This window comes from Streptomyces lunalinharesii (genome assembly GCF_039532155.1).
GTDB classification, from domain to species: Bacteria; Actinomycetota; Actinomycetes; order Streptomycetales; family Streptomycetaceae; genus Streptomyces; species Streptomyces lunalinharesii.
Map to the genome: position 1 here is coordinate 61,984 of NZ_BAAARK010000015.1, position 22,082 is coordinate 84,065.

General features: G+C 72.0%; 20 protein-coding genes. 7 read left to right on the forward strand and 13 right to left on the reverse strand.

Annotation, left to right across the window (positions count from 1 at the left end; translation table 11 throughout):
- Positions 1-31: 31 nt before the first annotated feature.
- The 3 genes from ABD385_RS22495 to ABD385_RS22505 are packed head-to-tail and all read right to left on the reverse strand — an operon-like array spanning position 32 to position 2,903.
- Positions 32-1,030, reverse strand: coding sequence for an alpha/beta hydrolase (locus tag ABD385_RS22495; protein WP_344578994.1), 999 nt, complete (start codon positions 1,028-1,030; stop codon positions 32-34).
- A complete protein-coding gene (locus tag ABD385_RS22500; RefSeq protein ID WP_344578995.1) occupies positions 1,027-1,779 on the reverse strand; it encodes a glucose 1-dehydrogenase in 753 nt (250 codons plus the stop codon). Before ABD385_RS22500 ends, ABD385_RS22495 begins: the two co-directional genes overlap by 4 nt.
- Complete coding sequence (locus ABD385_RS22505) at positions 1,776-2,903, reverse strand: LLM class flavin-dependent oxidoreductase (protein ID WP_344578996.1); 1,128 nt, start codon at positions 2,901-2,903, stop codon at positions 1,776-1,778. The genes ABD385_RS22500 and ABD385_RS22505 overlap by 4 nt, the downstream gene beginning before the upstream one ends.
- Positions 2,904-3,040: 137 nt before the next feature.
- Between ABD385_RS22505 and ABD385_RS22510 the strand changes: the two genes are divergently transcribed.
- Positions 3,041-3,685 carry a PadR family transcriptional regulator gene (locus ABD385_RS22510; protein ID WP_344578998.1) on the forward strand — a complete coding sequence of 215 codons (645 nt, stop codon included), beginning with the start codon at positions 3,041-3,043 and terminating at the stop codon, positions 3,683-3,685.
- Here the strand turns inward: ABD385_RS22510 and ABD385_RS22515 are convergent.
- Positions 3,577-4,185 (reverse strand): flavin reductase family protein, encoded by a 609-nt coding sequence (locus ABD385_RS22515; protein ID WP_344578999.1) that lies wholly within the window; start codon positions 4,183-4,185, stop codon positions 3,577-3,579. The two genes, ABD385_RS22510 and ABD385_RS22515, sit on opposite strands and share 109 nt — an antisense overlap.
- Before the next feature lie 157 nt (positions 4,186-4,342).
- On the opposite strand from ABD385_RS22515, the gene ABD385_RS22520 reads away from it, so the two are divergent.
- Both ABD385_RS22520 and ABD385_RS22525 read left to right on the forward strand, forming a co-directional pair.
- Positions 4,343-5,989, forward strand: coding sequence for a FadD3 family acyl-CoA ligase (locus ABD385_RS22520; RefSeq protein WP_344579000.1), 1,647 nt, complete (start codon positions 4,343-4,345; stop codon positions 5,987-5,989).
- A complete protein-coding gene (locus ABD385_RS22525; protein ID WP_344579002.1) occupies positions 5,986-7,056 on the forward strand; it encodes an acyl-CoA dehydrogenase family protein in 1,071 nt (356 codons plus the stop codon). The genes ABD385_RS22520 and ABD385_RS22525 overlap by 4 nt, the downstream gene beginning before the upstream one ends.
- 85 nt (positions 7,057-7,141) lie before the next feature.
- On the opposite strand, the gene ABD385_RS22530 is transcribed toward ABD385_RS22525, so the two are convergent.
- The 3 genes from ABD385_RS22530 to ABD385_RS22540 form a co-directional block, all read right to left on the reverse strand.
- On the reverse strand, positions 7,142-8,125 hold the full coding sequence (locus tag ABD385_RS22530; protein WP_344579004.1) for an acyl-CoA dehydrogenase family protein: 984 nt from the start codon (positions 8,123-8,125) through the stop codon (positions 7,142-7,144).
- Positions 8,126-8,186: 61 nt separating this feature from the next.
- Entirely contained in the window at positions 8,187-9,359 is a 1,173-nt protein-coding gene (locus ABD385_RS22535; protein WP_344579006.1) for an acyl-CoA dehydrogenase family protein, read from the reverse strand.
- Complete coding sequence (locus ABD385_RS22540) at positions 9,359-10,210, reverse strand: enoyl-CoA hydratase (RefSeq protein ID WP_344579008.1); 852 nt, start codon at positions 10,208-10,210, stop codon at positions 9,359-9,361. The genes ABD385_RS22535 and ABD385_RS22540 overlap by 1 nt, the downstream gene beginning before the upstream one ends.
- Before the next feature lie 47 nt (positions 10,211-10,257).
- Here ABD385_RS22540 and ABD385_RS22545 point away from each other — a divergent pair, with 47 nt between their 5' ends.
- From ABD385_RS22545 to ABD385_RS22560, 4 genes are read left to right on the forward strand one after another with little or no spacing between them, the layout of a single operon-like run.
- A complete protein-coding gene (locus ABD385_RS22545; RefSeq protein WP_344579010.1) occupies positions 10,258-11,442 on the forward strand; it encodes an acyl-CoA dehydrogenase family protein in 1,185 nt (394 codons plus the stop codon).
- Positions 11,439-12,221 carry an SDR family oxidoreductase gene (locus ABD385_RS22550; protein WP_344579011.1) on the forward strand — a complete coding sequence of 261 codons (783 nt, stop codon included), beginning with the start codon at positions 11,439-11,441 and terminating at the stop codon, positions 12,219-12,221. The genes ABD385_RS22545 and ABD385_RS22550 overlap by 4 nt, the downstream gene beginning before the upstream one ends.
- Complete coding sequence (locus ABD385_RS22555; protein ID WP_344579013.1) at positions 12,214-12,798, forward strand: TetR/AcrR family transcriptional regulator; 585 nt, start codon at positions 12,214-12,216, stop codon at positions 12,796-12,798. Before ABD385_RS22550 ends, ABD385_RS22555 begins: the two co-directional genes overlap by 8 nt.
- 36 nt (positions 12,799-12,834) lie before the next feature.
- On the forward strand, positions 12,835-13,992 hold the full coding sequence (locus ABD385_RS22560) for an acetyl-CoA C-acetyltransferase (RefSeq protein ID WP_344579015.1): 1,158 nt from the start codon (positions 12,835-12,837) through the stop codon (positions 13,990-13,992).
- 148 nt (positions 13,993-14,140) lie between these two features.
- Here the strand turns inward: ABD385_RS22560 and ABD385_RS22565 are convergent, their stop codons facing one another.
- The 6 genes from ABD385_RS22565 to ABD385_RS22590 form a co-directional block, all read right to left on the reverse strand.
- Complete coding sequence (locus ABD385_RS22565) at positions 14,141-14,941, reverse strand: helix-turn-helix transcriptional regulator (RefSeq protein WP_344579017.1); 801 nt, start codon at positions 14,939-14,941, stop codon at positions 14,141-14,143.
- Positions 14,942-15,277: 336 nt separating this feature from the next.
- Positions 15,278-16,201: an EamA family transporter gene (locus ABD385_RS22570; RefSeq protein WP_344579019.1), complete on the reverse strand. Its 924-nt coding sequence runs from the start codon at positions 16,199-16,201 to the stop codon at positions 15,278-15,280.
- Between the two features lie 160 nt (positions 16,202-16,361).
- Positions 16,362-17,609, reverse strand: coding sequence for an ATP-grasp domain-containing protein (locus tag ABD385_RS22575; protein ID WP_344579021.1), 1,248 nt, complete (start codon positions 17,607-17,609; stop codon positions 16,362-16,364).
- Positions 17,610-17,733: 124 nt separating this feature from the next.
- A complete protein-coding gene (locus ABD385_RS22580) occupies positions 17,734-19,161 on the reverse strand; it encodes a Gfo/Idh/MocA family oxidoreductase (RefSeq protein WP_344579023.1) in 1,428 nt (475 codons plus the stop codon).
- A 223-nt stretch (positions 19,162-19,384) separates the two neighbouring features.
- A complete protein-coding gene (locus tag ABD385_RS22585) occupies positions 19,385-20,485 on the reverse strand; it encodes an aminotransferase class I/II-fold pyridoxal phosphate-dependent enzyme (protein WP_344579025.1) in 1,101 nt (366 codons plus the stop codon).
- 647 nt (positions 20,486-21,132) lie between these two features.
- Entirely contained in the window at positions 21,133-22,062 is a 930-nt protein-coding gene (locus tag ABD385_RS22590; RefSeq protein ID WP_344579027.1) for a tyrosine-protein phosphatase, read from the reverse strand.
- Positions 22,063-22,082 lie beyond the last annotated feature (20 nt).

The window sequence follows — 22,082 nt, forward strand, 5'->3', positions numbered from 1 at the left end:
GCACACTGTCACCATCCTCGCCACTCGGCCCTCACCCGCTCGTCACGCCACGGTCACACAGGGTGCCGGACAGCCACGCGGTGGCCGCCTCCAGTGCGGCGTCCGCGGCCGGCAGCGCACCGGCCGCGCCGAGGAACCCGTGGAAGGTGCCCGGGTGTTCGTCCACCCGTACCGCGACGCCGGCGGCCCGCAGCGCCCGCCCGTACGCGCGCCCTTCGTCCCGGAGCGGATCGCACTCGGGCAGCACCAGCAGCGCCGGCGGCAGGCCGGTGAGGTCCGCGGCGCGCCCGGGTGCGGCGTACGGGTGCTCCCGGTCGCCGTCCGGGCCCAGGTACTGGTCCCAGTACCAGCGCATGTGGGCCGTGGTGTGGAAGAAGCCGGCGGCGTAGTCGACGGGCGAGCGGCCCGCCAATCGGGGGTCGAGCGCCGGGTAGGCCAGCAGTTGGGCGGCGAGCGGCGGCCCGCCGCGGTCCCGCGTCATCAAGGTGACCGCGGCGGCGAGGTTGCCCCCGCTGGAGTCGCCAGCGACGGCCACCCGCGCCGGGTCGCAGCCCAGCTCCGCGGCGTGCGCGACGGCCCAGCCGGTCGCCGCGTAGGCGTCCTCGGCGGCGGCCGGGAAGCGGTCCTCCGGGGCCCGGCGGTAGTCCACCGAGACCACCACCGCGTCGCAGCGCCGGGCGAGTTGCCGGCAGAACCCGTCGTGGGTGTCCAGGTCGCACAGGACCCAGCCGCCGCCGTGGAAGAAGACGACCAGCGGGCGGGGGCCGGCGGCGGGGGCGTCCGGGCGGTAGACGCGGACGGGGAGGTCGGGGGCGCCGGGCGGGCCGGGCACGGTGCGGCCGGTCGAGGTCACCGTGCCGTCGCCGGGTTCGGGCGGCGCGGCCCGGGAGGCGCGGCGCAGCGCGCCGGCGTCCAGCGGGGCGCGCGCCGGGTCCGGGAAGTCCGCGGACATCGCGTCCACGATCCGCCGGGCCAGGGGAGACAGCGGGTCGGCGGCGCCGGGCGCGGGGCCCGGCCGGGCGTCGGTCATCGCGTGGTCAGCCCCCCGTCCACGGCGAACTCCGCACCGGTGATGTACGCGGCGGCGTCGGAGGCCAGGAAGCGCACCAGCTCCGCCACCTCGTCCGGGCGGCCGACGCGGCGCAGCGGCACCCGCGGCCACTCCTGCTCGCCGGGGGTCGGGCCGAGGACGTCCGCCACCATCGGCGTGTCGATCATGCCGGGGTGCACGGAGTTGACCCGGATCCGGTCTCCGGCCAGGTCGAGCGCGGCGGACTTGGTGAGTCCGCGCAGCCCGAACTTGCTCGCACCGTAGGCCGAGTGCCCCGGGATGCCCCGCAGCCCGGCGGTCGAGGAGATGTTGACGATCGAGCCGCCGCCGGCGTCCCGCAGGGCCGGGACGGCCGCCTGGATGCCGAGGAAGGGGCCGAGGAGGTTGACCCGCATCAGCAGCTCGAAGTTCTCCCGGGTCTCCTGGTCGACCGGCGCGGTCCGCCACAGGGCGGCGTTGTTCACCAGGACGTCCAGCCGTCCGAAGGCGGTGACGGCGGTGTCGACGACCGTCCGCCAGCCGTCCGCGTCGGTGACGTCGTGCCGGACGAACCGGGCCGCGTCGCCCAGCTCGGCGACGAGCGCCCGGCCCTCCTCCTCGCGGACGTCGCCGAGCACCACCCGGGCGCCGCAGGCCACGAACAGGCGGGCCTCGGTCGCGCCCTGTCCCCGCCCGGCGCCGGTGATCACCGCGACCTTGCCGTCCAACCGCGCCGTGTCGCTCGTCATGCCTGCTCCTCCAGGGCCCGGAAGTGCGGGATGACCGTCTCGCCCCAGTGCCGGATGGTCTCCAGGCAGGCTTCCTGCGGCACGGTGCCCATCTGGATCAGGCACATCACCTCGTCCACGCCGATCTCGCGCAGCTGCTCGACGTAGGCGATGGCGTCCTGGGGGGTGCCGTAGGCGTGCTGGGCGTTGTAGGTGCCGGTGTCGACCGGGCGGGCGGGGATGTTGGCCTCGTGCAGCTTGGCGACCAGCTCCTCGCGCTCCTGCGCCAGCGCGGCGACGTGGTCGTCGTGCTCGTCGTGGACGGCGGGTGCCGGGCCGTTGCCGTACCAGTGGGCGATCGCCTCGGCGAAGAACCGCTGACCGCGGGTGCCGATGCGGTAGGCGGCCGGTCCGTCGTCGAGCACGATGGTCGGGCAGAGCGCGGAGAAGTGGTCGTTGGTCTCGGTGGAGACCAGCCGGTCGCCGCTGCGGGTGGCGATCGCCTCGTCGTAGACCTTGCGCATGGTGCGCACGTCGTCCGCGCCGGCGAAGCCCATCACCAGGGCGCCGATGCCGAGTTCGGCGGCGAGCTTGAGGGTGTCGTGCTTGCTGCACGCCATGAACAGCGGCGGATGCGGGCCCTGCACGGGCCGCGGCAGGATCGCGCCGGGGCCGATGTCGAGCCCGCCGTGCCACTCGAAGGTCTCCTCCCGCCAGGCGTTGCTGAAGATCTTCAGCGCCTCCTCCATCTGCGGGTAGGTGTCCTCGGGGCGGACCCCGTACATCGACATCTCCTGCTTGGTGGCGCCGCGGCCGGCGCCGATGTCCACCCGGCCGCCGGAGAGCACGTCGAGCATCGCGGCCCGTTCGGCGACCCGCACCGGGTGCTGGTAGCCGAACGGCATGGTGACCACGCCGTGGCCGATCCGGATGCGGGAGGTCCGGGCGGCGACCCAGGTGAGGAAGATCTCCGAGGCGCTCATGTGCGCGTACTGGGTGAGGGAGTGGTGCTCCACCGCCCAGATGCGGTCGAAGCCCATCTCCTCTGCGTAGACGGCCTGTTCGACGCAGTCGTTGATGACCTGGCGCTCCCGTTCGGGCGTCGGGTCGGCGAGTTGTGCCTCGAAGATCATCGAGAACTTCACGGAACTGCCTCCTTGTTCTGGAGGGTGGGGAGACTATTTCTAATAGGAATATGTCTATCAGGCATATGTGGCGCGAGGGAAGGGGGTCGACGATGTCCCGTCAGGTGGGGGATCGGGGAGGCCGTAGACTGCGGAGCGTGACGGAGAAGAAGGTGCGCGGAGCGCAGGCCGGGGACGACGCGGAGCGCCCGACGCTGCCGGCGACCAGCTGGGCGGTGCTCGGACTCCTCTCCTTCGGTGAGGAGTTGTCCGGTTACGACCTCAAGAAGTGGTCGGACTGGTCGCTGCGCTTCTTCTACTGGAGCCCGTCGTTCAGCCAGATCTACGGCGAGCTCAAGCGCCTGGAGAAGGTCGGCTACGTCAGCTCGCGGATGGTCGCCCAGGAGACCGGCAACCGCGACAAGCGGGTCTACGTCATCACCGACGAGGGCATGGCGGCGGTCCGCCGGTGGGCGCGCGAGGCGCCCGTGGAGCCGCCGGTGCTCAAGCACGGCGTGATGCTGCGGCTCTGGCTGGGGCACCTGCTGGAGGTCGAGCAGATGCGCGACGTGCTCGGGCGGCACCGGGAGTACGCGGAGACGATGCGGCAGCGCGCCGAGGCGGACTTCGCCGGCGCCCGCGCCGAAGCGGCCTGGGCCTACCCCTCGCTCGCGCTGAAGTGGTCGGAGCGGTACTACGCCTCCGAACGCGACCTGGCGGACGCGATGCTGGCCGATTTGGACGAGCTGGTGGCCGCGGACGGCGCCGACGGTGTCGAGGGCGAAGCGGTCAAGCGCCCGTAGGCGCGCCGGAAGTAGAGCAGCGGGCTGGTCTCGCGCAGCCGTTCCGGCGGTGTCAGGGCGGTGACCCGGCCGAGTGCGATCAGGTGGTCGCCGCCGGGCAGCACGTCCGCGAGTTCGCACTCGATGGTGGCGAGCGCCGCGGTCAGCAGCGGCGCGCCGTTGACGCCGGAGCGCCAGTCGACGCCGGTGAACTTGTCGCCGCCGGTGACCGCGAACTGCCGGCACAGCTCTTCCTGGTCGGCGGCGAGGACGTTCACCGCGAACCGGCCGGCGGCGCTGATCCTCGGCCACGTCGTGGACGTACCGGCCGGGCAGAAGCACACCAGCGGCGGGTCCAGGGAGACCGAGGAGAACGACTGGACGGCCATGCCGGCCGGTTGGCCGTCGGCCTGGATCGCGGTGATCACCGCTACGCCGGTGCAGAAGCGACTGAGGGTGTCCCGCATCGCGGCGTCGTCGAACGGCGTGGTGGGGGCGGTGGGCGGGGTGTAGATGGACACGCGTCCTCCCGAGTGGGGTGAATTTCTTCTACGTGTTTCTACTAGGTATATGCCTAACCGAAACACTGTGATTGGATACCGGCCACGTCCGCACGTCAAGTAGGCGGCTTCGCACCACACACCGCCGCCACCTCCGAGCAAGGGAGCGGGAGGGCCAATGACCTGGGCACACCACACCCCTCAAGGGCCGCCGCAGCCGGCGGCACCGGCCACCGTTGCACAACTCACCGCCCACGCGGCCCGCGCCCACGGTGACCGGGAGGCGCTGTCCGACGGCGAAGTCCGTTGGACGTTCACAGAGTTGGAGAAGGAAGTCACCGTCGCGGCACGGGCCGCGCTCGCCCACGGCGTACGGCACGGGGACCGGATCGCCGTCTGGGCCCCCAACTGCCGCCAGTGGATCACCGCCGTCCTCGGCGCGGTCTCCGTCGGCGCCGTCCTCGTGCCCCTCAACACCCGTTACAAGGCGGGCGAGGCCGCCGACATCATCCGGCGCAGCGGCGCCACCGTGCTGTTCACCGCCCGCGGCTTCCTCGGCTGCGACTACGACGACCTGCTGCACGACTCCGGCGAGGACCTCGGGCGGCTGCGCAGCACCGTGCTGCTCCGCGACGACGCCCCGCCCCGGGACCGGGAACGCCCCGGCACGGTCTCCTACGACGCCTACCTGACGGCCGGCCGGCAGGTGGACGACGCCGAACTGGCCGCCCGCACCGACGCCGTCGGCCCCGACGACCTGTCCGACATCCTCTTCACCTCCGGCACCACCGGCCGCCCCAAGGGCGTGCTCGCCACCCACGGCCAGACCATGCGGGTCTTCGACGCCTGGGCGCGGCTGGTCACCCTGCGTGCCGGCGATCGCTACCTGCTGGTCAACCCCTTCTTCCACACCTTCGGCTACAAGGCCGGAATCCTGGCCTGCCTGCTGCGCGGCGCCACCATGCTGCCCGAGCAGGTCTACGACGCCGACCGGATCCTGCGGCGCACCGCCGAGGAGCGGATCAGCGTGCTGATGGGCCCGCCGACCGTCTTCCACGGGCTGCTCCACCATCCGCAACGGGCCCGCTACCGGCTGGACTCGCTGCGGCTGGCCGGCACCGGCGCCGCCCTCGTGCCCGCCGAACTCGTCCTGCGCATCCGCGAAGAACTCGGCATCCCGGACGTCTTCACCGCCTACGGGCTGACCGAGTCCGGCGGCGTCGTCAGCATCTGCCCGACCGACGCCGACGCCGAGACCCTCGCGCACACCGTCGGACCGCCGCTGCCCGGCACCGAAATGCGGATCGTCGACCCGGCCAACCAGCCGCTGCCGCCGGGCGAGCCGGGCGAGGTGGTGGTCCGCGGCTACCACGTCATGGCCGGCTACCTCGACGACCCCGCCGCCACCGCCGCGGCCGTGGACTCCGACGGCTGGCTGCACACCGGCGACGTCGGGGTCCTGGACGACCGCGGCTTCCTCACCCTCACCGACCGCATCAAGGACATGTACGTCGTCGGCGGCTTCAACGCCTATCCGGCGGAGGTGGAACGGGTGTTGCGCGACCACCCGGCGATCGGCGAGGTGGCCGTGGTGGGGGCGCCCGACGAGCGGCTCGGCGAGGTCGGAGTGGCGTTCGTCGTCCCCGCCGACGGCGCCGCGCCCGACCCGGCGGAGCTGACCGACTGGGCCCGCGCGCGGCTGGCCAACTTCAAGGTGCCCCGGAGCTACCACCTCGTACCGGAACTGCCGCGCAACGCCGGCGGCAAGATCCTCAAGGGCGAACTGCGCCGGACGGCCAGGAACCAAGGGAGGGACGGCGGATGAGGCCGACCGAGGAACAAGAGGAACTGCGGTCCGCGGTACGCCAGTTGCTCGCGCGACAGCCCGGGCCGGATGCCTGGGGTCCACTGACCGGGCAGATCGGCGCGGCCGGACTGGCGGTGCCCGAGGAGTACGGCGGGGCCGGCTGCGGGCCGCTCGAAGTCCACGTGGTGATGGAGGAGTTGGGGCGCGCCCTGGCGCCCGTGCCCTTCCTGGGCTCCGCGGTGCTGACCACCCAGGCGCTGCTCGCCTGCGCGGACGCAGCCCTGCTCCCCGGGCTCGCCGAGGGGAGCGTGGTGGGCGCGCTCGCCTGGGCCGAGGACGGCTCCTGGGAGCCGGCCGCGATCCGCACCGCGGCCCACCGCGGCCCGGACGGTGCCTGGCGGCTGACCGGCACCAAGGACCACGTCCTGGACGGCGCGGACGCCACGCTGCTGGTGGTGGCCGCCCGGACCGCCGCCGGCAGCGCGCTCTTCGAGGTCCCGGTGGACGGGCCCGGCGTGCGCCGCGAGCGGCTGGTGCCGATGGACCCGACCCGGGCGCAGGCCCGGATCACGTTGGACGGGGCCGCGGGCCGGCTGTTGGGCGCGGACGGCGACGGCGCACGGGTGCTGGCCCGGGTGCGCGACCTGGGGAGCGTGGCGCTCGCCGCCGAGCAGGTCGGGGCGGCCGAACGCTGCCTGGAACTGACCGTCGCCTACGCCCGGGAGCGGGTCCAGTTCGGCCGCCCCATCGGCTCCTTCCAGGCCGTCAAGCACCGGTTGGCGGACGCCTACGTGCAGGTGGAGGCGGCCCGGTCGATCGCGCTGGGCGCCGCGTACGCCGCCGCGGACGGTGCGGCGGAGCTGACGCGGTACGCCGCGGCGGCCAAGTCCGCCTGCTCGGAGGCGTTCTCGGCGGTGGCCGGGGAGACGATCCAACTGCACGGCGGGATCGGCATCACCTGGGAGCACGACGCCCACCGCTACTTCAAACGGGCGCACGGCAGCGCCCAGCTCCTCGGTGCGCCCGCCGCGCACCGGCGGCGGCTGGCTGCGGAACTGGAGTTGACGACGCGTCAAGTAGCGTGATCTGCCCCTGATATGACGGATCGGGAGGCGTCGGCCCCGTACCTCCGGATCACCTCCGGGAGTACGGGGCCGACGCCTGGGTGCGTCAGCCCGCCAGGACCCGGGCCCGGCAGGCGGCCGGGGTGCCCCAGGCGTCGCGCAGCGGGCGGGCCTTGCGGATCCACAACGAGAGGTCCGGCTCGTCGGTGTAGCCGACCGCGCCGTGCAGCTGGAGGGCGGCGCGGGCCGCCGCGTAGCACGCCTCGCCGGCCGCCACCTTCGCGGCCGCCACCTCCGCGCCGGCCGACGGGGCGCCGCCGGCCAGCGCCAGCGCCGCCGCGTGCACCAGCGGCTGGGCGAACTCCAACCCGATCAGTACGTCCGCCAGCCGGTGCTTGACCGCCTGGAAGGAGCCGATCGCCCGCCCGAACTGGGTGCGTTGGCGCACGTAGTCGACGGTTCCGGTGAGCAGCGCCCGCCCCAGGCCGAGTGCCTGGGCGGCGGTCAGCAGCCGGGCCAGGTCGACGGCGTGGCCGGCGGCCGCGGTGACCGCCGGGCCGCGGGCGAGGACGGTGCCGCCGAGCGGCCGGGACACCCGCCGGGCCGGGTCGAGGGTCGCCTGGACCGGGCCGTGGGTCTCGGTGCGGCACACCGTGTCGCCCCCGACGACCAGGACGGTGTCGGCGGCGTCCGCGTCCAGGGCGAACGGGGCGCCGTCCGCGCACAGGCCGACCACGGCGTCACCGGCGGCGATCCGCGGCAGCCAGTCGGCCGCCGCACCGGCGTCGCCCAACCGGTCCAGGAAGGCCGCCGCCGCGACGGTCTCCACCAGCGGGCCCGGGACCGCGTGGCGCCCCAACTCGACGAAGGCGACGGCGAGTTCGAGGGGAAGTGGGCCCATCCCCTGGTGTTCCTCGGGGACGGCGAGGGCGAACACCCCGGTCTCGGCGAGCCGGGCCCACAGGGCGCGGCCCGGCTTGTGCTCGCCGGCGGCCCAGGCGCGGACCGCGGTGGCAGTGTCGGCCGCGCCCAGCAGGGCGTCCAGGGTGCGGGCGAAGTCGCGTTGCTCCGCGGTCAGCAGGAAGGGCATCGGTGGGCCCCTCCCGCGAGACCGGTGCGGAGCGGGCCGCCCCGGACCGTTCGGTGCGGCGTCATGCCCGGGCCTCCTTCGGCAGGCCGAGCAGTCGCTCGGCGATGATGTTGCGTTGGATCTCGTTGGTGCCGGCGTAGATGGGCCCGGCGAGGGAGAAGGTGTACCCCTCGGCCCAACTCCCGTGTGCGGGCGCGTCGTCGGCGTCGTCGGCGAGCATGCCGTAGGGGCCCAGCAGGTCCAGTGCGGTGTCGTGCAGGGCGATGTCCAGCTCCGACCAGAAGACCTTGTTGAGGCTGGACTCGGCGCCGAGAGTGCCGCCGGCGGCGATCCGGGAGGCGTTGGCGTGGGTGAACAACTGGTAGGCCCGGGCGCCGATCACCGCGTCGGCCACCCGGTCGCGCAGTGCGGTGTCGGCCGGGTCGCCGCTCTCCCGCCACAGCGCGGTGAGCCGGTCGGCGGCGGCGGTGAACCGGCCGGGGCTGCGCAGGGTCAACCCGCGTTCGTTGCCGGCGGTGCTCATCGCCACCCGCCAGCCCTGGCCGGGCTCGCCGATGACGTCCGCGTCCGGGACGAAGACGTCGTCGAGGAAGAGCTCGGCGAAGGCCGGTTTGCCGTCCAGTCGGCCGATCGGCCGCACCGTCACGCCGGGCGCGTCCAGCGGGAACATCAGGTAGGTCAGGCCCTGGTGCGGGCGGGCGGTCCCCGGCTCGCTGCGGAACAGCCCGAACGCGCGGTCGGCGAAGGCGGCCCGGGAGGACCAGGTCTTCTGCCCGCGCAGCAGCCAGCCGCCGTCGGTCCGCACGGCGGTGGAGCGCAGCGCGGCCAGGTCCGAACCGGCCTCAGGCTCGGACCACGCCTGGGCCCAGATGACGTCCCCGGTCGCCATCGGGCCGAGGACGCGGGCGCGCTGTTCCAAAGTGCCGTGCTCGAAGAGGGTGGGGGCGAGGAGGTTGATGCCGTTCTGGCTGACCCGGCCGGGGGCGCCCGCGGCGTAGTACTCCTCCTCGAAGGCGAGCCACTGGAAGAGGGTGGCGTCCCGGCCGCCGAACTCGGCCGGCCAGGACACCACCGACCAGCGGTCGGCGGCGAGTTGTCGCTCCCAGGCGCGGTGCGCCGCGAAGCCCTCGCGGGTCTCCAGCGACGGCAGGGGCGTCGCGGGGACGTGCGCGGCGAGCCAGGCACGGGCCTCGGCCCGGAACGCGGCGTCGGCGTCGCTTGCGTCCAGGTCCATCAGGAACCGGCCTCCTTCATCTTCTTGACGTCCATCCCGCCCAGCGAGTCCCGGGCGGTCTCGGCGTTGTGGGCGTGCGCGAGGTGGTGCAGGCCGAAGACGGAGTCCAGGCCGGTGTGCAGTCCCTGGAGGTCCTCGGCCTGGTTGACGGCGCGCTTCGTCAGCGCCAGGCCCATCCGCGGCATCTCGGCGATCCGCTCCGCCAACTCCCTTGTCTTCTCAACGAGTTCGGCTCGCGGGACGACGCGGTTGACCATGCCCAGTTCGTACGCCCGCTGGGCCGGCATGCGGTCGCCGGTGTAGAGGAACTCCTTGGCGATCCGCGGCGGCAGCACCCACGGGTGGGCGAAGTACTCCACGCCGGGGATGCCCATCCGCACGACCGGGTCGGCGAAGAAGGCGTCGTCGGCGGCGACGATCAGGTCGCAGATCCAGGCCAGCATCAGGCCGCCGGCCACGCACGCCCCCTGGACCGAGGCGATCACGGGCTTGGGCAGCTCCCGCCAGCGGCGGCACATCCCCAGGTAGACCTCGGACTCGCGGGCGAAGCGGCTCTCCGCGCCGGCCTTGTCCGAGTGGTCCCACCACAGTCCGGCCTTGCGGTCGAAGGGGAGGTGGGCGTCCCGGCCGGGGCTGCCGATGTCGTGGCCGGCAGAGAAGTGCCGGCCCTCGCCGGCCAGCACCACGACCTTGACCTCGTCGTCCTCCGCCGCGCGGTAGAAGGCGCGGTCCAAGGCGTAGGTCATCGCGGAGTTCTGGGCGTTGCGGTAGTCCGGTCGGTTCAACGTGACGGTGGCGACCGGGCCTTGCCGGGCGTAGCGCACCACGGACGTTTCCTCGCTGGCGGTCATCGGCGACCTCCTTCCCTAACAAGTGTTTGGTAGGTTAACGTACGGCCATGAGCAGCGTCGAGGCCCCCACCACCGTCGAGAGCTTCCGCACCGAGATCCGCAGCTGGCTGCGGGCCAACCTCACCGGGGAGTTCGCGGCCCTGCGCGGTCGCGGCGGCCCCGGCCGGGAACACGAGGCGTTCGCCGAACGCCTGGCCTGGGAGCGGCACATGGCCGCCGCCGGCTGGACCTGCGTCGGCTGGCCCGTGGAGTACGGCGGCCGCGGGGCGACCCTGGAGCAACAGGTCGCCTTCCACGAGGAGTACGCGCTGGCCGACGCGCCCGCACGGGTCAACCACATCGGTGAGCAACTCCTCGGCCCCACCCTGATCGCCTTCGGCACCGACCAGCAGCGGGCCCGTTTCCTCCCGGAGATCGCCGCCGTCCGGGAGCTGTGGTGCCAGGGGTACAGCGAGCCGGACGCCGGCTCGGACCTGGCGAACGTCCGGACCCGGGCCGCCTTCGACGAGGAGCGCGGCGACTGGGTCGTCGACGGCCAGAAGATCTGGACCTCGCTCGCCCAGGACTCCCAGTGGTGCTTCGTCGTCGCCCGCACCGAGGCGGGCTCCGTCCGGCACCGGGGGCTCTCCTACCTCCTCGTGCCGCTCGACCAGCCCGGCGTCGACGTCCGGCCGATCACCCAACTCACCGGCACCTCGGAGTTCAACGAGGTGTTCTTCGACGGGGCCCGCGCCCCGCACGTGGTCGGTGCGCCGGGTGACGGCTGGCGGGTCGCGATGGCCACCCTCGGCTTCGAGCGCGGAGTCTCCACGCTGGGTCAACAGGTCGGCTTCCGAAGGGAGTTGGAGACCCTGATGGAGGTGGCCCGACACAACGGCGCGGCCGACGACCTGCTGATCCGCGACCGGCTGGCGCGGGCCTGGATCGGCCTGGAAACCATCCGCTGCAACGCGCTGCGGATGTTGGAGGGCGTCGCCGCCGGCGCCCCCGGCCCCGAGGCGTCGATCGGGAAGATCTACTGGGCGACCTGGCACCGCGAGTTGGGCGAACTCGCCATGGACGTCTGCGGCGCGGGCGGCATGCTCGCCGCCGGCGAGCCGTACGACCTCGACGACTGGCAGCGGCTCTTCCTCTTCTCCCGCGCCGACACCCTCTACGCGGGCTCCAACGAAATCCAGCGGAACATCATCGCCGAGCGGGTGCTCGGCCTGCCGAAGGAGGCGAAGGCATGACGGCACCGTCCTACGTGCCCGGGCACGACCTGCTCAAGGGGCGGACGGCCGTGATCACCGCCGCGGCCGGCGCGGGGATCGGCGGCGCCACCGCCCGCCGGTTCCTGGAGGAGGGCGCCCGGATCGTCATCGGCGACGCGCACGCCCGCCGGCTGGCCGAGAGCGTCGACGCGCTCGCCGCGGAGTTCGGGGCCGACCGGGTCGCCGGACTGCCGTGCGACGTGACCGACGAGGCGCAGGTGGCGGCCCTGTACGCACTGGCCGAGGAGCGGCACGGCCGGCTCGACATCGTGGTCAACAACGCCGGACTCGGCGGCACCGCCGATCTCGTCGACATGACCGACGACCAGTGGGCGAAGGTCCTCGACGTCACCCTGGGCGGCACCTTCCGCTGCACCCGGGCCGCGCTGCGCCGGATGCAGGCCACCGGGGCGGGCGGCGTGATCGTCAACAACGCCTCCGTGATCGGCTGGCGCGCCCAACGCGGCCAGGCGCACTACGCCGCCGCCAAGGCCGGGGTGATGGCGTTGACCCGTTGCGCCGCGGTGGAGGCCGCCGCGTACGGCGTGCGGGTCAACGCGGTCTCGCCCAGCCTGGCCATGCATCCGCACCTGGTGAAGGTGACCACCCCCGAGCTGCTGGCCGAGCTGACCGCGAAGGAGGCGTTCGGCCGCTACGCCGAGCCGTGGGAGGTGGCCAACGTGATCGTCTTCCTGGCCGGTGACTACGCCTCGTACATGACCGGGGAGACCGTCTCGGTCAGCTCGCAGCATGCGTGAGGAGCGGCGCGGCGAACTCCTGGCCACCGCCGCCGAGGTGTTCGCCGCGCAGGGCTACAACGCCACCACCGTCCGCCAGATCGCGGACGCGGCCGGGATGCTCGCCGGCAGCCTCTACTACCACTTCGCTTCCAAGGAAGCGATGGTGGACGAGATCCTCACCGCCTTCCTGGACGAGCTGTGGGCCGGCTACGACGCCGTGCTGGCCGCCGGCCTCGGCCCGCGGGAGACCATCGAGGCGCTGGTCACCGAGTCCTTCCGGGAGATCGACCGGCACCACGCGGCAGTCGCGATCTACCAGAAGGAGGCCCGGCACCTCGCCGACCGGCACCCGCGCTTCGGCTACCTCGCCGACGCCCGGCGCCGCTTCGCCCGGGCCTGGCTCGGCACGCTGGAGCGCGGCGTGGCCGACGGCGTCTTCCGCACCGATCTCGACATCCGGCTGACGTACCGGTTCGTCCGCGACACCGTCTGGGTCGCCGCCTCCTGGTACCGGCCGGGCGCACGCCACAGTCCCGAGGAGATCGCCCGCCAGTACCTCTCGATGGTGCTGGACGGCATCGCCTTGCGCGACTGACCGGTACATCCGCAGAATCTGACCAAGGAGTTCACCATGTCCGAGGCGTACATCGTCGATGCCGTCCGCACCCCGGTGGGGAAGAAGGGCGGCGGACTGTCCGGCGTCCACCCGGCCGACCTCGGCGCCCACGTGCTGAGCGCGCTGATGGGACGCACCGGGATCGATCCGGCCGCGGTCGAGGACGTCGTCTTCGGCTGCCTGGACACCGTCGGGCCGCAGGCCGGGGACATCGCCCGCACCTGCTGGCTGGCCGCCGGGCTGCCCGAGGAGGTGCCCGGCGTCACCGTCGACCGGCAGTGCGGTTCCTCGCAGCAGGCCGTGCACTTCGCCGCCCAGGGGGTGCTCTCCGGCACCCAGGACCTGGTCGTGGCCGGCGGGGTGCAGAACATGTCGCAGATCCCGATCGCCTTCGCCAGCCGCCAGGCCGCCGAACCGCTGGGCCTCACCCAGGGCCCGTACGCCGGCTCCGAAGGCTGGCGCGCCCGCTACGGGGACCAGCCCGTCAACCAGTTCCACGGCGCCGAGCTGATCGCCACCAAGTGGGACATCTCCCGCCAGGACATGGAGGAGTTCGCGCTCCGCTCGCACCAGCGGGCGATCCGGGCCATCGACGAGGGCCGCTTCGACCGGGAGATCGTCGCGTACGGCGAGGTCACCACCGACGAGGGGCCGCGCCGCTCGACGTCGCTGGCGAAGATGGCGGGACTGGCGCCGGTGGTGGAGGGCGGCCGGCTCACCGCCGCGGTCTCCTCCCAGGTCTCCGACGGGGCCGCGGCGATGCTGCTGGCCTCCGAGCGGGCGGTGGCCGAGCACGGGCTGACCCCGCGCGCCCGGATCCACCACCTCTCGGTCCGCGGCGAGGACCCGATCCGGATGCTGTCCGCACCGATCCCGGCCACCGCGTACGCGCTGAAGAAGGCCGGGATGACCATCGACGACATCGACCTGGTCGAGATCAACGAGGCGTTCGCGCCGGTGGTGCTGGCCTGGCTCAAGGAGACCGGCGCCGACCCGGAGCGGGTCAACGTCAACGGCGGTGCCATCGCACTGGGCCACCCGCTGGGGGCGACCGGGGTCCGGCTGATGACCACGCTGCTGAACGAACTGGAGCGCACCGGCGGCCGGTTCGGCCTCCAGACCATGTGCGAGGGCGGCGGCCAGGCCAACGTGACGATCGTCGAGCGGATCTGAGAGCGGTCCGGCGTCCCCCGGCGGTCCGTGCCTTCAGGCCGGATCTGATCGACGGCTTCGGGGGCGCCGCGCGCTCGGCGATCGCCCGGTGCATCCGTCGGGCGGACGTCGGCCGGGTGGTGCGGTGGGACGACGTCGGCGCCGTGTCTCATGTGCGGGTGTGCGCGGAGGGAGGGAGAAGCCCCAGGGCTTGAGCGCGTAACACGGTGGCCATCCGGTCCCTGGTGTCGAGTTTGCGGTAGAGGTTCGCCACGTGCTTGTGGACCGTGCGGACCGATATGCCAAGGCGCCGGGCGATCGACACGGCGGGCAGCGCGTCACCCAACAGCGTGAGCACCGTGATTTCCCTCGGCGTCAGCTCGTAGGCGGCGGCGCACGCGTCAGGGGCGGGACGCGGGTGGCCCGTCGCGGATCGCCAACGGCGCAGCAGATGGGCCTGCTTCTCGACGCCGATCAGCAGTGGCTGCACGCGCTGCGCGTAGCCGAGCTGGGCGCTGGTGAAGTCCGTGCCCGAGCGGTACACCAGGCACCCGCGGATGACCCTTGCCCGGTCCGGAAGGGGTATGCCCAAGACGTGCCGGGTGCCGAAAGCCCGTCGGGTGAGGCTGCCCACCAGACTGTTGTGCCACTCGCGTGCACCGGCTGCCTGGGCGGCTGTCACGGGGGTCCGGTCGGCGGACCATTCGTAGTGGTCCCGGAAGGGATAGCCGTTCATGATCAGCTGCCGAGTCCGGATATCGAGGGGGACCTCCCTGAGCCCGCTGCCCGGCTCCCAGAAAGGGACCTCGGCGGTGTGACCGTCCCAGTCACTGGTTTTGCACACCCCGATCTCCCCGCCCACGGAGCGCAGGAGTTCTTCGATGATCAACGGCCATAACCGCTCCGGCTCTTGTTCACCCAGTGCGGTGATCGCCAAGTCCAGCATCCGTGCGACGTCGTGCTCTGACACGCCCCCGGTCCCTCCGCTGCCCAGTGCCGTAGAAAGGTCCGTACCATTGTGGGCCGCTGGTAGGCCGGTACGGGGCCAGGAAGGCGTGCAGCGTGACGTTTCCGGCCACATCGGATGTTCACCGGGGGGCACGGGGTGGGGCCGGGGCCCGGGCGAGCGCAGGGGCCGGCACCACGGGGTTGTGCGTGCCAGGGTTCCTGTGGGGGAGCAGGAGTCGTCGTGGCGATCGGCCGGAGGCTCGACTCACGGCTCTGGGCGCAGGGGCACGGAGTCCAAGTCGTCCGGCCACACGGGAGTTCGCGCACCAGGACCTTGGCCTGGGCCGCGTCATCAGCGTCAGCCGGGCGGGTGACGCGGCCCTCGGCGTTGCGTGATCACGATCCACAGCAGCCCGGCGAGAACCACCGCGATGCCGTAGAGCGTGCTCAAGGAGAGGTGCAGGCGGCTGTCGAACAGTTGGAGGAGGTAGGTGAGCAGGGAGTTGAGGTTGGTCATCGCCATCACCACGAAGGGAGCCACGTTGCGGATCCCGATCTGCAACAGGAGGAGGACACCGGAGCCGATCACACAGAACGGCAGCAGGTATCCCGCACTGTCCACCAGGGCCGACCAGTTCGCGTCCACGCCGATGCTCAGCCCGGTGCAGCACGCGATCGTGAAGTAGAAACGATGCGCCAGCACTGCCGAGTTGCTCCAGCCCAACTGGGTGAGGCGTTTGGCGCACAGCGTCAAGAACACCATCGCCAGGCCGGAGACGAGCACCGCAGCGACACCGATGGCCGTGCCACCGGTATCGGCGTTCCCGAGCGCGGAACGCCCGGTGAAGGACACCCACATCAGCAGACCGCTGCCGGCCAGGATGACGGCCCCACCGCACCACTCGGCGGGACCGGCCGTGAACCGCCGTGCCAGCAGGCCGGTGACCAGGATCGTCATCAAGGGGGCGGCGCCGGCCTGGAGTGCCGTGCCCACCGCGGGTTCCAGGTATTTCAGGCCGACGACCAGACAGACGTACGCTCCCGCCGACGCCACGTTCAGTCCGATCGCGGCACGCCAGGTGTCCCTGTTCAGCAGCGGCCGCCGGCCACGGTTGACGATGCCGAAGACGATCGCCGAGACGGTCACCATGCACAACGTGACGACGAAGGGGTTCACCGCTTGCGCGACATGGCTGAACACCACGTTGGTGGAAGCGCCGAGCACCGATCCGAGGCCGAGAGAGGTCACCCCGCGCGGGTAGGTGCTGCGGTGCGTCGCCACGGTCACTCCCGCACCCCCCGGTTCGGCTGGTGGTGTCCCCGGGCGCAGGCGTCGAGGGGTGGCACGGGCGTGCCTTCGAGGGGGGCGGCAGACGTCATGGCTCTCCATGCACTCAGTGGTTGAGCAACCTGACTCGGGTGGCCTGGCCGGGATCGGGGGATCAACTGATGCGGTAGAAGTCGGGCCCGTCAAGGTGCCGCATCGTCGCGATGTCGCGCATGACCACGGCCTCCACCTCGTGGAGCAGATAGAGGACGACGGGGAAAGTGAAGTCGTTGACCGTGCGTTGGATCCTGTCGCCGGGGCGGACCAGCACCTTCAGCTCGTGCAGGCTCTCCAGGCCCTCGATGAGCGCGAGGTCGCGGTAGGCCTGTAGGCGTCCGCCCGCCGGACTGACCATGCCGACACACGCGGCGAACCGCCGCACTTCGTAGTCCTGCTCACAGGTCGCGAAGAACCGGTCCGGCCGCGTGTAGGCGTCCACGGTCGATTCCAACTGCCCGTTGCCCAGCGCGAGTCGCGCGAGGTGCGGGAGGTCGCCGCCGCACAACCGTGCCCCGGTCTCGATCAGGGCCGGCCCGTCCGGCGTGTACTTGACCTCGGTGTGCGCCGGTCCGTTCCTGATGCCCAGGGCATCGAGCGTGCGCAGGGTGTACCGCACCAACTCGTCCTGCACCGCTCCCGCCCTCGGTAACAGGTGCGCACCTTCCAGCAGGTCGAGTACCCCGTTCGCGGTGAGGTGCGTGGTGCGCCAGATGTCGCAGACCCGGTGCTGTCCGTCCAGGCTCACGGTGTTCACGTAGTACTCGTCGCCCGGCAGGTATTCCTGTGCCACCACGGCGTCGTTCTGCGTGGCCAGGGCGCTCTCCGTGCCGAGAACGGACTTCAGCGCGGTCGCTGATTCCTCGGGCGTCTCGCAGAAGGACACCCCATCGCTTCCCGCGCTGCGCAGGGGTTTGACCACGATGCGGCCGCCGGTCTCGGAGTGCCAGGCGGTCAATGTGCCGGGGTCGGCGGTGCGGATCTGTGCCGCGGTCCGCAGTCCCGCAGCACGGACCGTCTCGATCATCCGGTACTTGTCCCGGCGCGCACCGCTCAGCGCCGTGCCGTTGGAGCGCAGACCGAGCCGTTCACCGAGCGTGTCCGCGAGTTCCACGCCGGTCTCGATCCCCGCGATCACCTGGGACGGCCGCAGTCGGGCGAGGGCATCGAGCGTCTGCTGAAGGTCGCCGCGGTGCACGTGGTTCGTCATGAAATCGGACACGTCGAATGAACCTGCGTACAGGTTCGGGATCGCTGGTGTGCTCTGGACGTGCACGCACTCGTATCCCTGGGCGGTGAACAGCGGTGCCAGCCGTCTGGCCGAGGAATAGGCGTCCACGATGGCGATGCGCTTCGGAGTTGCCATGAGGGCTCCTCTGAAAGGTGGTGGAGTGACGTCTTGGCGTACGGGGACGGGGACGGGGACGGGGCCGTGCCAGGCGCCATCGTGGCGCCGGCGTTCCGGGGCGGGCTGGTGCACCTGGTGGAGATCAGGTCAGCCTGATGACCCGTCGGGCCGCTCGTTCGCCGGCGAAGCCGTCAGCGATGAGCTGGTAGAAGCCGGCGAACAGGGCATGGGTGAGCTGCTGGTCATGCAGGAAGGACAGTCGGCGGCCCACCTCCGGGGACACTTCCTGGCCGGCGGCCAGCTTGATGAACCCCTGGGTGAGGTGCCGGGGGGTGAGCTGACTCCCCGCGTGTGCGTCCTCGAACAACCAGTCCCGACTCGGCTCTTCGGCGATGCGCGGATTGCGGCGACGCCGGATCGCGATGCGGTAGTCCTCGCCGACCACGTCGTTCTTGCTCATCACCAGGTGCTGCAGGCTGCCTTGGTTGATGTCCATCACGAACTGCGACATCCGGCCCTTCTCCCGGAAGGGCACCAGGCCGGCACGGTCGACCTCGCTCATTCCGCTCGTGCGGTGCGAGTAGGTGTTGTTGAAGCAGGAGTAGGTGATCAGCCCGAGTTTCCGCTGGTCCTCGTCGAGCAGCTCGGCGTGGAAGACGAAGTCCACTTCGGCGCGGAGCACCTGGAACGGGAGTCCTCCTCGGTCGTCCCCGTCGGGGCCTTCCCCCAGGATGCGGCCGAGCACCCCGGACTCGGCGGTCTGCAGATAGTCGCCGAGCCGTCGCAGGTAGGGGTTGGTGAGTGCCAGCTGCGTCGCCTGACCGAGGGCGAGCGACAAGTACCAGGCGATCACGTCGATGAAGTGGTAACTGGAGAAGGCCAGTGAACCGACGCCGGAGCGGTACCCGTGGGCGTCGCCGAGTCCGTATTCGGCGGGGAGCCGGTACATGCCGGCGTTCTTCACCAGATTGATGCTGGTCAATCCCTGCTTGTGACTGTCGTAGACGTCGCTTATCTCCTGTGCCGCTGTGAGGTAGGCGTCGTTGGCCCGGCGGCGTAGTGGTACCACGAGGTGACACGGACCCCTTTCCTGCTGCCGTGCGAGACTCCGCAGGAGGGCGTCGAAATCGTGCTGGATGCTCAAGGCCGCGGCCGGATCGAACGACGCGTTCTCGGCGCACACCACGGGCTTGTCGCATAACGCGTGCACGCCCCGGTCGACCGCCCACCGGAGATACACCACGTGATGGACGGGGTCACACGCGATGACCAGCGCGTCGAACGGCTCCTTGGCGTGCAGGTCATCTAGGGCTCGGTGCAGGGCATCGGCCGACAGCCCCGCGGGGTCCAGCCACTTCGGCCGGTCGACCCGCAGGAGTTCGGTCAGCGGGGCCATCCCCAGTTCGCCGAGGTTCTCCCGGTACGGATCACGATGGTCGCAGATCGCGCCGACCCGGACGGGGAAGCGTTGGGCCTTCAATTCCAGCAGGGCCGGAACGTGGTTCTCCTTGGCCGCCCAGTGCCCGCAGCCTCCGACCAGGAGGACGTTCACCGTCTTGGGCCGGTTCATCGGGCCTCACCCGCGGTCCGTCGGCGGTCTGTCGGGCGAGCGGGCGCGCAGGCGGCACCTGCGTATGCGGATCGGATGGTACGCACGGTACATTCCTCAACTCTTGGCGATGTCAGTGGTGGTGAGCCGCGTGGACGGTCCGTGCCGGCCCCACGGCGTGCGTCGTGCACGACGGGCCCCGGTATGCCGTTCCCGTGCCGTGCTGCGGTGCGGTGCGGTCGGATCAAGGGGCATGGACGGGCGGCAGGGCGAGGGGCGCCTCGACCAGCACGCGCCGCAACACGGGCAAGAAGCGTTCGGTGGTCCCGACGTCGGCGACGGTGAACCGTACGCATCCGGTGAGGCCCGGCACCTCGGACAGATCGCAGACGGCGTACCCGGCGTCGGCGAGCCCGGCCGCGCAGGCCGCCGCCCGTTGGGCCCCGCCGAGGGGAACGGTGACGAAATTGCCACCGGACGGCAGTGGTGCATGCCCTAACCCGTGCAGCATCCCCGCGGCCCGGGTCCGCATCTGCCGGATCTCGCTCCACACGTCCTGGAACATCTCGTGGTGTTCGACCGCGACCCGGGACGCCAGTAGGGACGTGCTGGACACGGCGTGTTCCAGCGGCCCTGCGGCCAGACCTCCGATGAGTGCGGGGGCGCCGACCAGTACAGCGACCCTGGAACCCGCCAGCGCATGCGACTTGGACAGGGACTGGACGACCAGCACCCGGCCGCCCGCCCGCGCGACCTGCTCGGTGAGCGGGCCGTGAAATGCCTGGTAGCAACTGTCCAGAACGAGAACGTGGCCGCGCTCCTGGGCCAGTTCACAGAGTTCGGTCAGCGCGGCCGGTGACAGGACCCCGCCCGCCGGGCCGTTGGGAACGCTGACGGCGACCAGGGCCTGCGCCGTGGTGCGCGCTGCGTGCAGCAGCCGGCGTTGTTGTCCGGCCACGTCCCCGTCGTCCAGGGTGATCCGGCGCAGGGTGAGGCCGAGCAATCGGGTGGTGTCCGCCCACGCCGGGTAGTTGGGGTCCTGTAGGAGGATGGTGCCGCCGCCCTGGGTGCTGCGCCTGTAGTACTCGCACACCAGACGGATCGCGGCGTCCGAGCCCGGCGTCAGCACCAAGTGGTCGGGATCGGTGCCGAAGTACGCGGCCAGCAGGGCCGCGGACTCCGCCGTCGCCGGGTAGTGACGCAGCAACTGTGGCGAGAACGCCCTGCCCACGGCCCGCAGCAGCTCGTCCGCCCGCGGGTGGATCAACTCGTTCTTGCTCAGGTCGGTACCGTTGCGCTGCATCTGTCGCCGTACCGGCATGAGATGACGTAAGTCGACGGTCATGTCGTCGCCCTCCCCCGTCTTTCTGGGGCAGGCAGGACGGTTGCAGCCACCGGCCCGGCGGTCGACCCGTTCCGGGCCGGGGCCGTTCCCGGCCTCGGCGGGCTCAGGCCGGCGGGACGATGCGCGCGGTGACCACCGCGATGCCGGGCGGGTGTGCCTGCGAGCACCGCGGCAGCGCCGGACTTTCCTCTCACGTTTCGTCTCCCCCGTGCCGGTCGTGCGGCGCGACGAGCCGGGGCAACACCCCCCGGCCACACGCCGATCCGAACGCCACCACATTGCTGGGTGCCTCGGACTCGCTGGTATGGGCACATGTGCCACTTGACACCGGAGCAGGGGTGTGCTTGAGCGGGGCACCGGACGGTCTCGCGTCGCGGCCCGACGGCCTTGCCGACCGGGCGTGCCGGCAGCGGCCGGCGCGGCTGACGAGGGGGCCGCCCGGGCAACCCGTCCTGGACGGGGCGCAGGTCGTCCGGGTTCTGGTTGAACCCGGTGACCGGTTCACGGCGGCAGGCAGCAGGTGCCTGCCGCCGACCGTCCGGGCGGCGGCCAGGCCAACGTGACGATTGTCGAGCGGATCTGACGGTACGTCACTCAGTGGACGCTACGTCACCCGGCCGCCGCCCGGCGGTGGTGCGCGGTCCGGGTCAGCGCAGCAGTAGTGCGCGGATCCGGGCCGTCGTCCTGGCGTCCACGCCCAGTCCGGTGCTCAGGTAGCGCGGGATGCTGCCGTAGTCGCGGTGCAGCCGGTCGAGGCCGGACGACAGGTACCCGGTGCGCACTTCCTGGAGCGGGATCAGCAGGTCCGGGTCCTGCATCATGCCGGCCTGCTTGAGCTGTGCGCGCAGCGCGGCGTCCGCCTCGCGGCGCAGGGTGTTGGAGAGCAGGTAGTCCTCCAGCGCGGTGGCGTGCGGGACGCCGAGCAGGCGCAGCAGGAGGTAGCTCAGCCAGCCGGTGCGGTCCTTGCCCGAGGTGCAGTGGAAGAGCAGCGGCACCCGGTCCCCGTCGGCGATCCGGGCGAACATGGTGCCGAACGCGGCGCGGTTGGCGGCGTTGGTGACGAATGTCGGGTACATGTCACTCATGAGGGTCGCCGCCTTGCCGTTGCCCAGCAGGCGCTGCTGCGCGACCGGGTCCTTGGTGGCGATGGCCGCCTGCATGGCCGCGAACAACCCCGTGTCGTCTATCGGCAGCGACGTGCCGGCCAGCCCGGAGGGCAGCCGGTCCGCGCCGTCGAACGAGACCTCCGAGGGCACCCGCATGTCGATGACGGTGTGCAGCCCGAGGCGGCCGACCGCCGTGACGTCCTCGGGGGTCAGCTTGGCGAGCGAGTCGGAGCGGAACAGGCGGCCGTACCGCAGCTGCTTTCCGTCCTCGGTCCGGTAGCCGCCCAGATCACGGCAGTTGACCGCGCCGTGCAGCGGGACCCGGCGGTCCGGCGGCGGTGGCGTGCTCCGCCGGTTGCGCGGGGCGGTGGCGGCGTCGGCGGAGGTCTCGCAGCCGGTGGCGGTGAGCCCGCCGAGGGCCAGCGCGGAGCCGAGGAACAGGGTGGTGACGCGTCGTCGGGAGGGGTGCACGCGGCAGCTCCTGAGGGGGA

Coding starts and splice junctions, on each gene's coding strand:
- ABD385_RS22580 (WP_344579023.1), bottom strand. CDS start 19,161: ATGAACCGGCCCAAGACGGTGAACGTCCTCCTGGTCGGAGGCTGCGGG.
- ABD385_RS22530 (WP_344579004.1), bottom strand. CDS start 8,125: ATGCCCTTCCTGCTGACCGCGGAGCAACGCGACTTCGCCCGCACCCTG.
- ABD385_RS22545 (WP_344579010.1), top strand. CDS start 10,258: ATGAGCAGCGTCGAGGCCCCCACCACCGTCGAGAGCTTCCGCACCGAG.
- ABD385_RS22500 (WP_344578995.1), bottom strand. CDS start 1,779: ATGACGAGCGACACGGCGCGGTTGGACGGCAAGGTCGCGGTGATCACC.
- ABD385_RS22585 (WP_344579025.1), bottom strand. CDS start 20,485: ATGACCGTCGACTTACGTCATCTCATGCCGGTACGGCGACAGATGCAG.
- ABD385_RS22535 (WP_344579006.1), bottom strand. CDS start 9,359: ATGGACCTGGACGCAAGCGACGCCGACGCCGCGTTCCGGGCCGAGGCC.
- ABD385_RS22540 (WP_344579008.1), bottom strand. CDS start 10,210: ATGACCGCCAGCGAGGAAACGTCCGTGGTGCGCTACGCCCGGCAAGGC.
- ABD385_RS22495 (WP_344578994.1), bottom strand. CDS start 1,030: ATGACCGACGCCCGGCCGGGCCCCGCGCCCGGCGCCGCCGACCCGCTG.
- ABD385_RS22520 (WP_344579000.1), top strand. CDS start 4,343: ATGACCTGGGCACACCACACCCCTCAAGGGCCGCCGCAGCCGGCGGCA.
- ABD385_RS22555 (WP_344579013.1), top strand. CDS start 12,214: ATGCGTGAGGAGCGGCGCGGCGAACTCCTGGCCACCGCCGCCGAGGTG.
- ABD385_RS22525 (WP_344579002.1), top strand. CDS start 5,986: ATGAGGCCGACCGAGGAACAAGAGGAACTGCGGTCCGCGGTACGCCAG.
- ABD385_RS22575 (WP_344579021.1), bottom strand. CDS start 17,609: ATGGCAACTCCGAAGCGCATCGCCATCGTGGACGCCTATTCCTCGGCC.
- ABD385_RS22550 (WP_344579011.1), top strand. CDS start 11,439: ATGACGGCACCGTCCTACGTGCCCGGGCACGACCTGCTCAAGGGGCGG.
- ABD385_RS22560 (WP_344579015.1), top strand. CDS start 12,835: ATGTCCGAGGCGTACATCGTCGATGCCGTCCGCACCCCGGTGGGGAAG.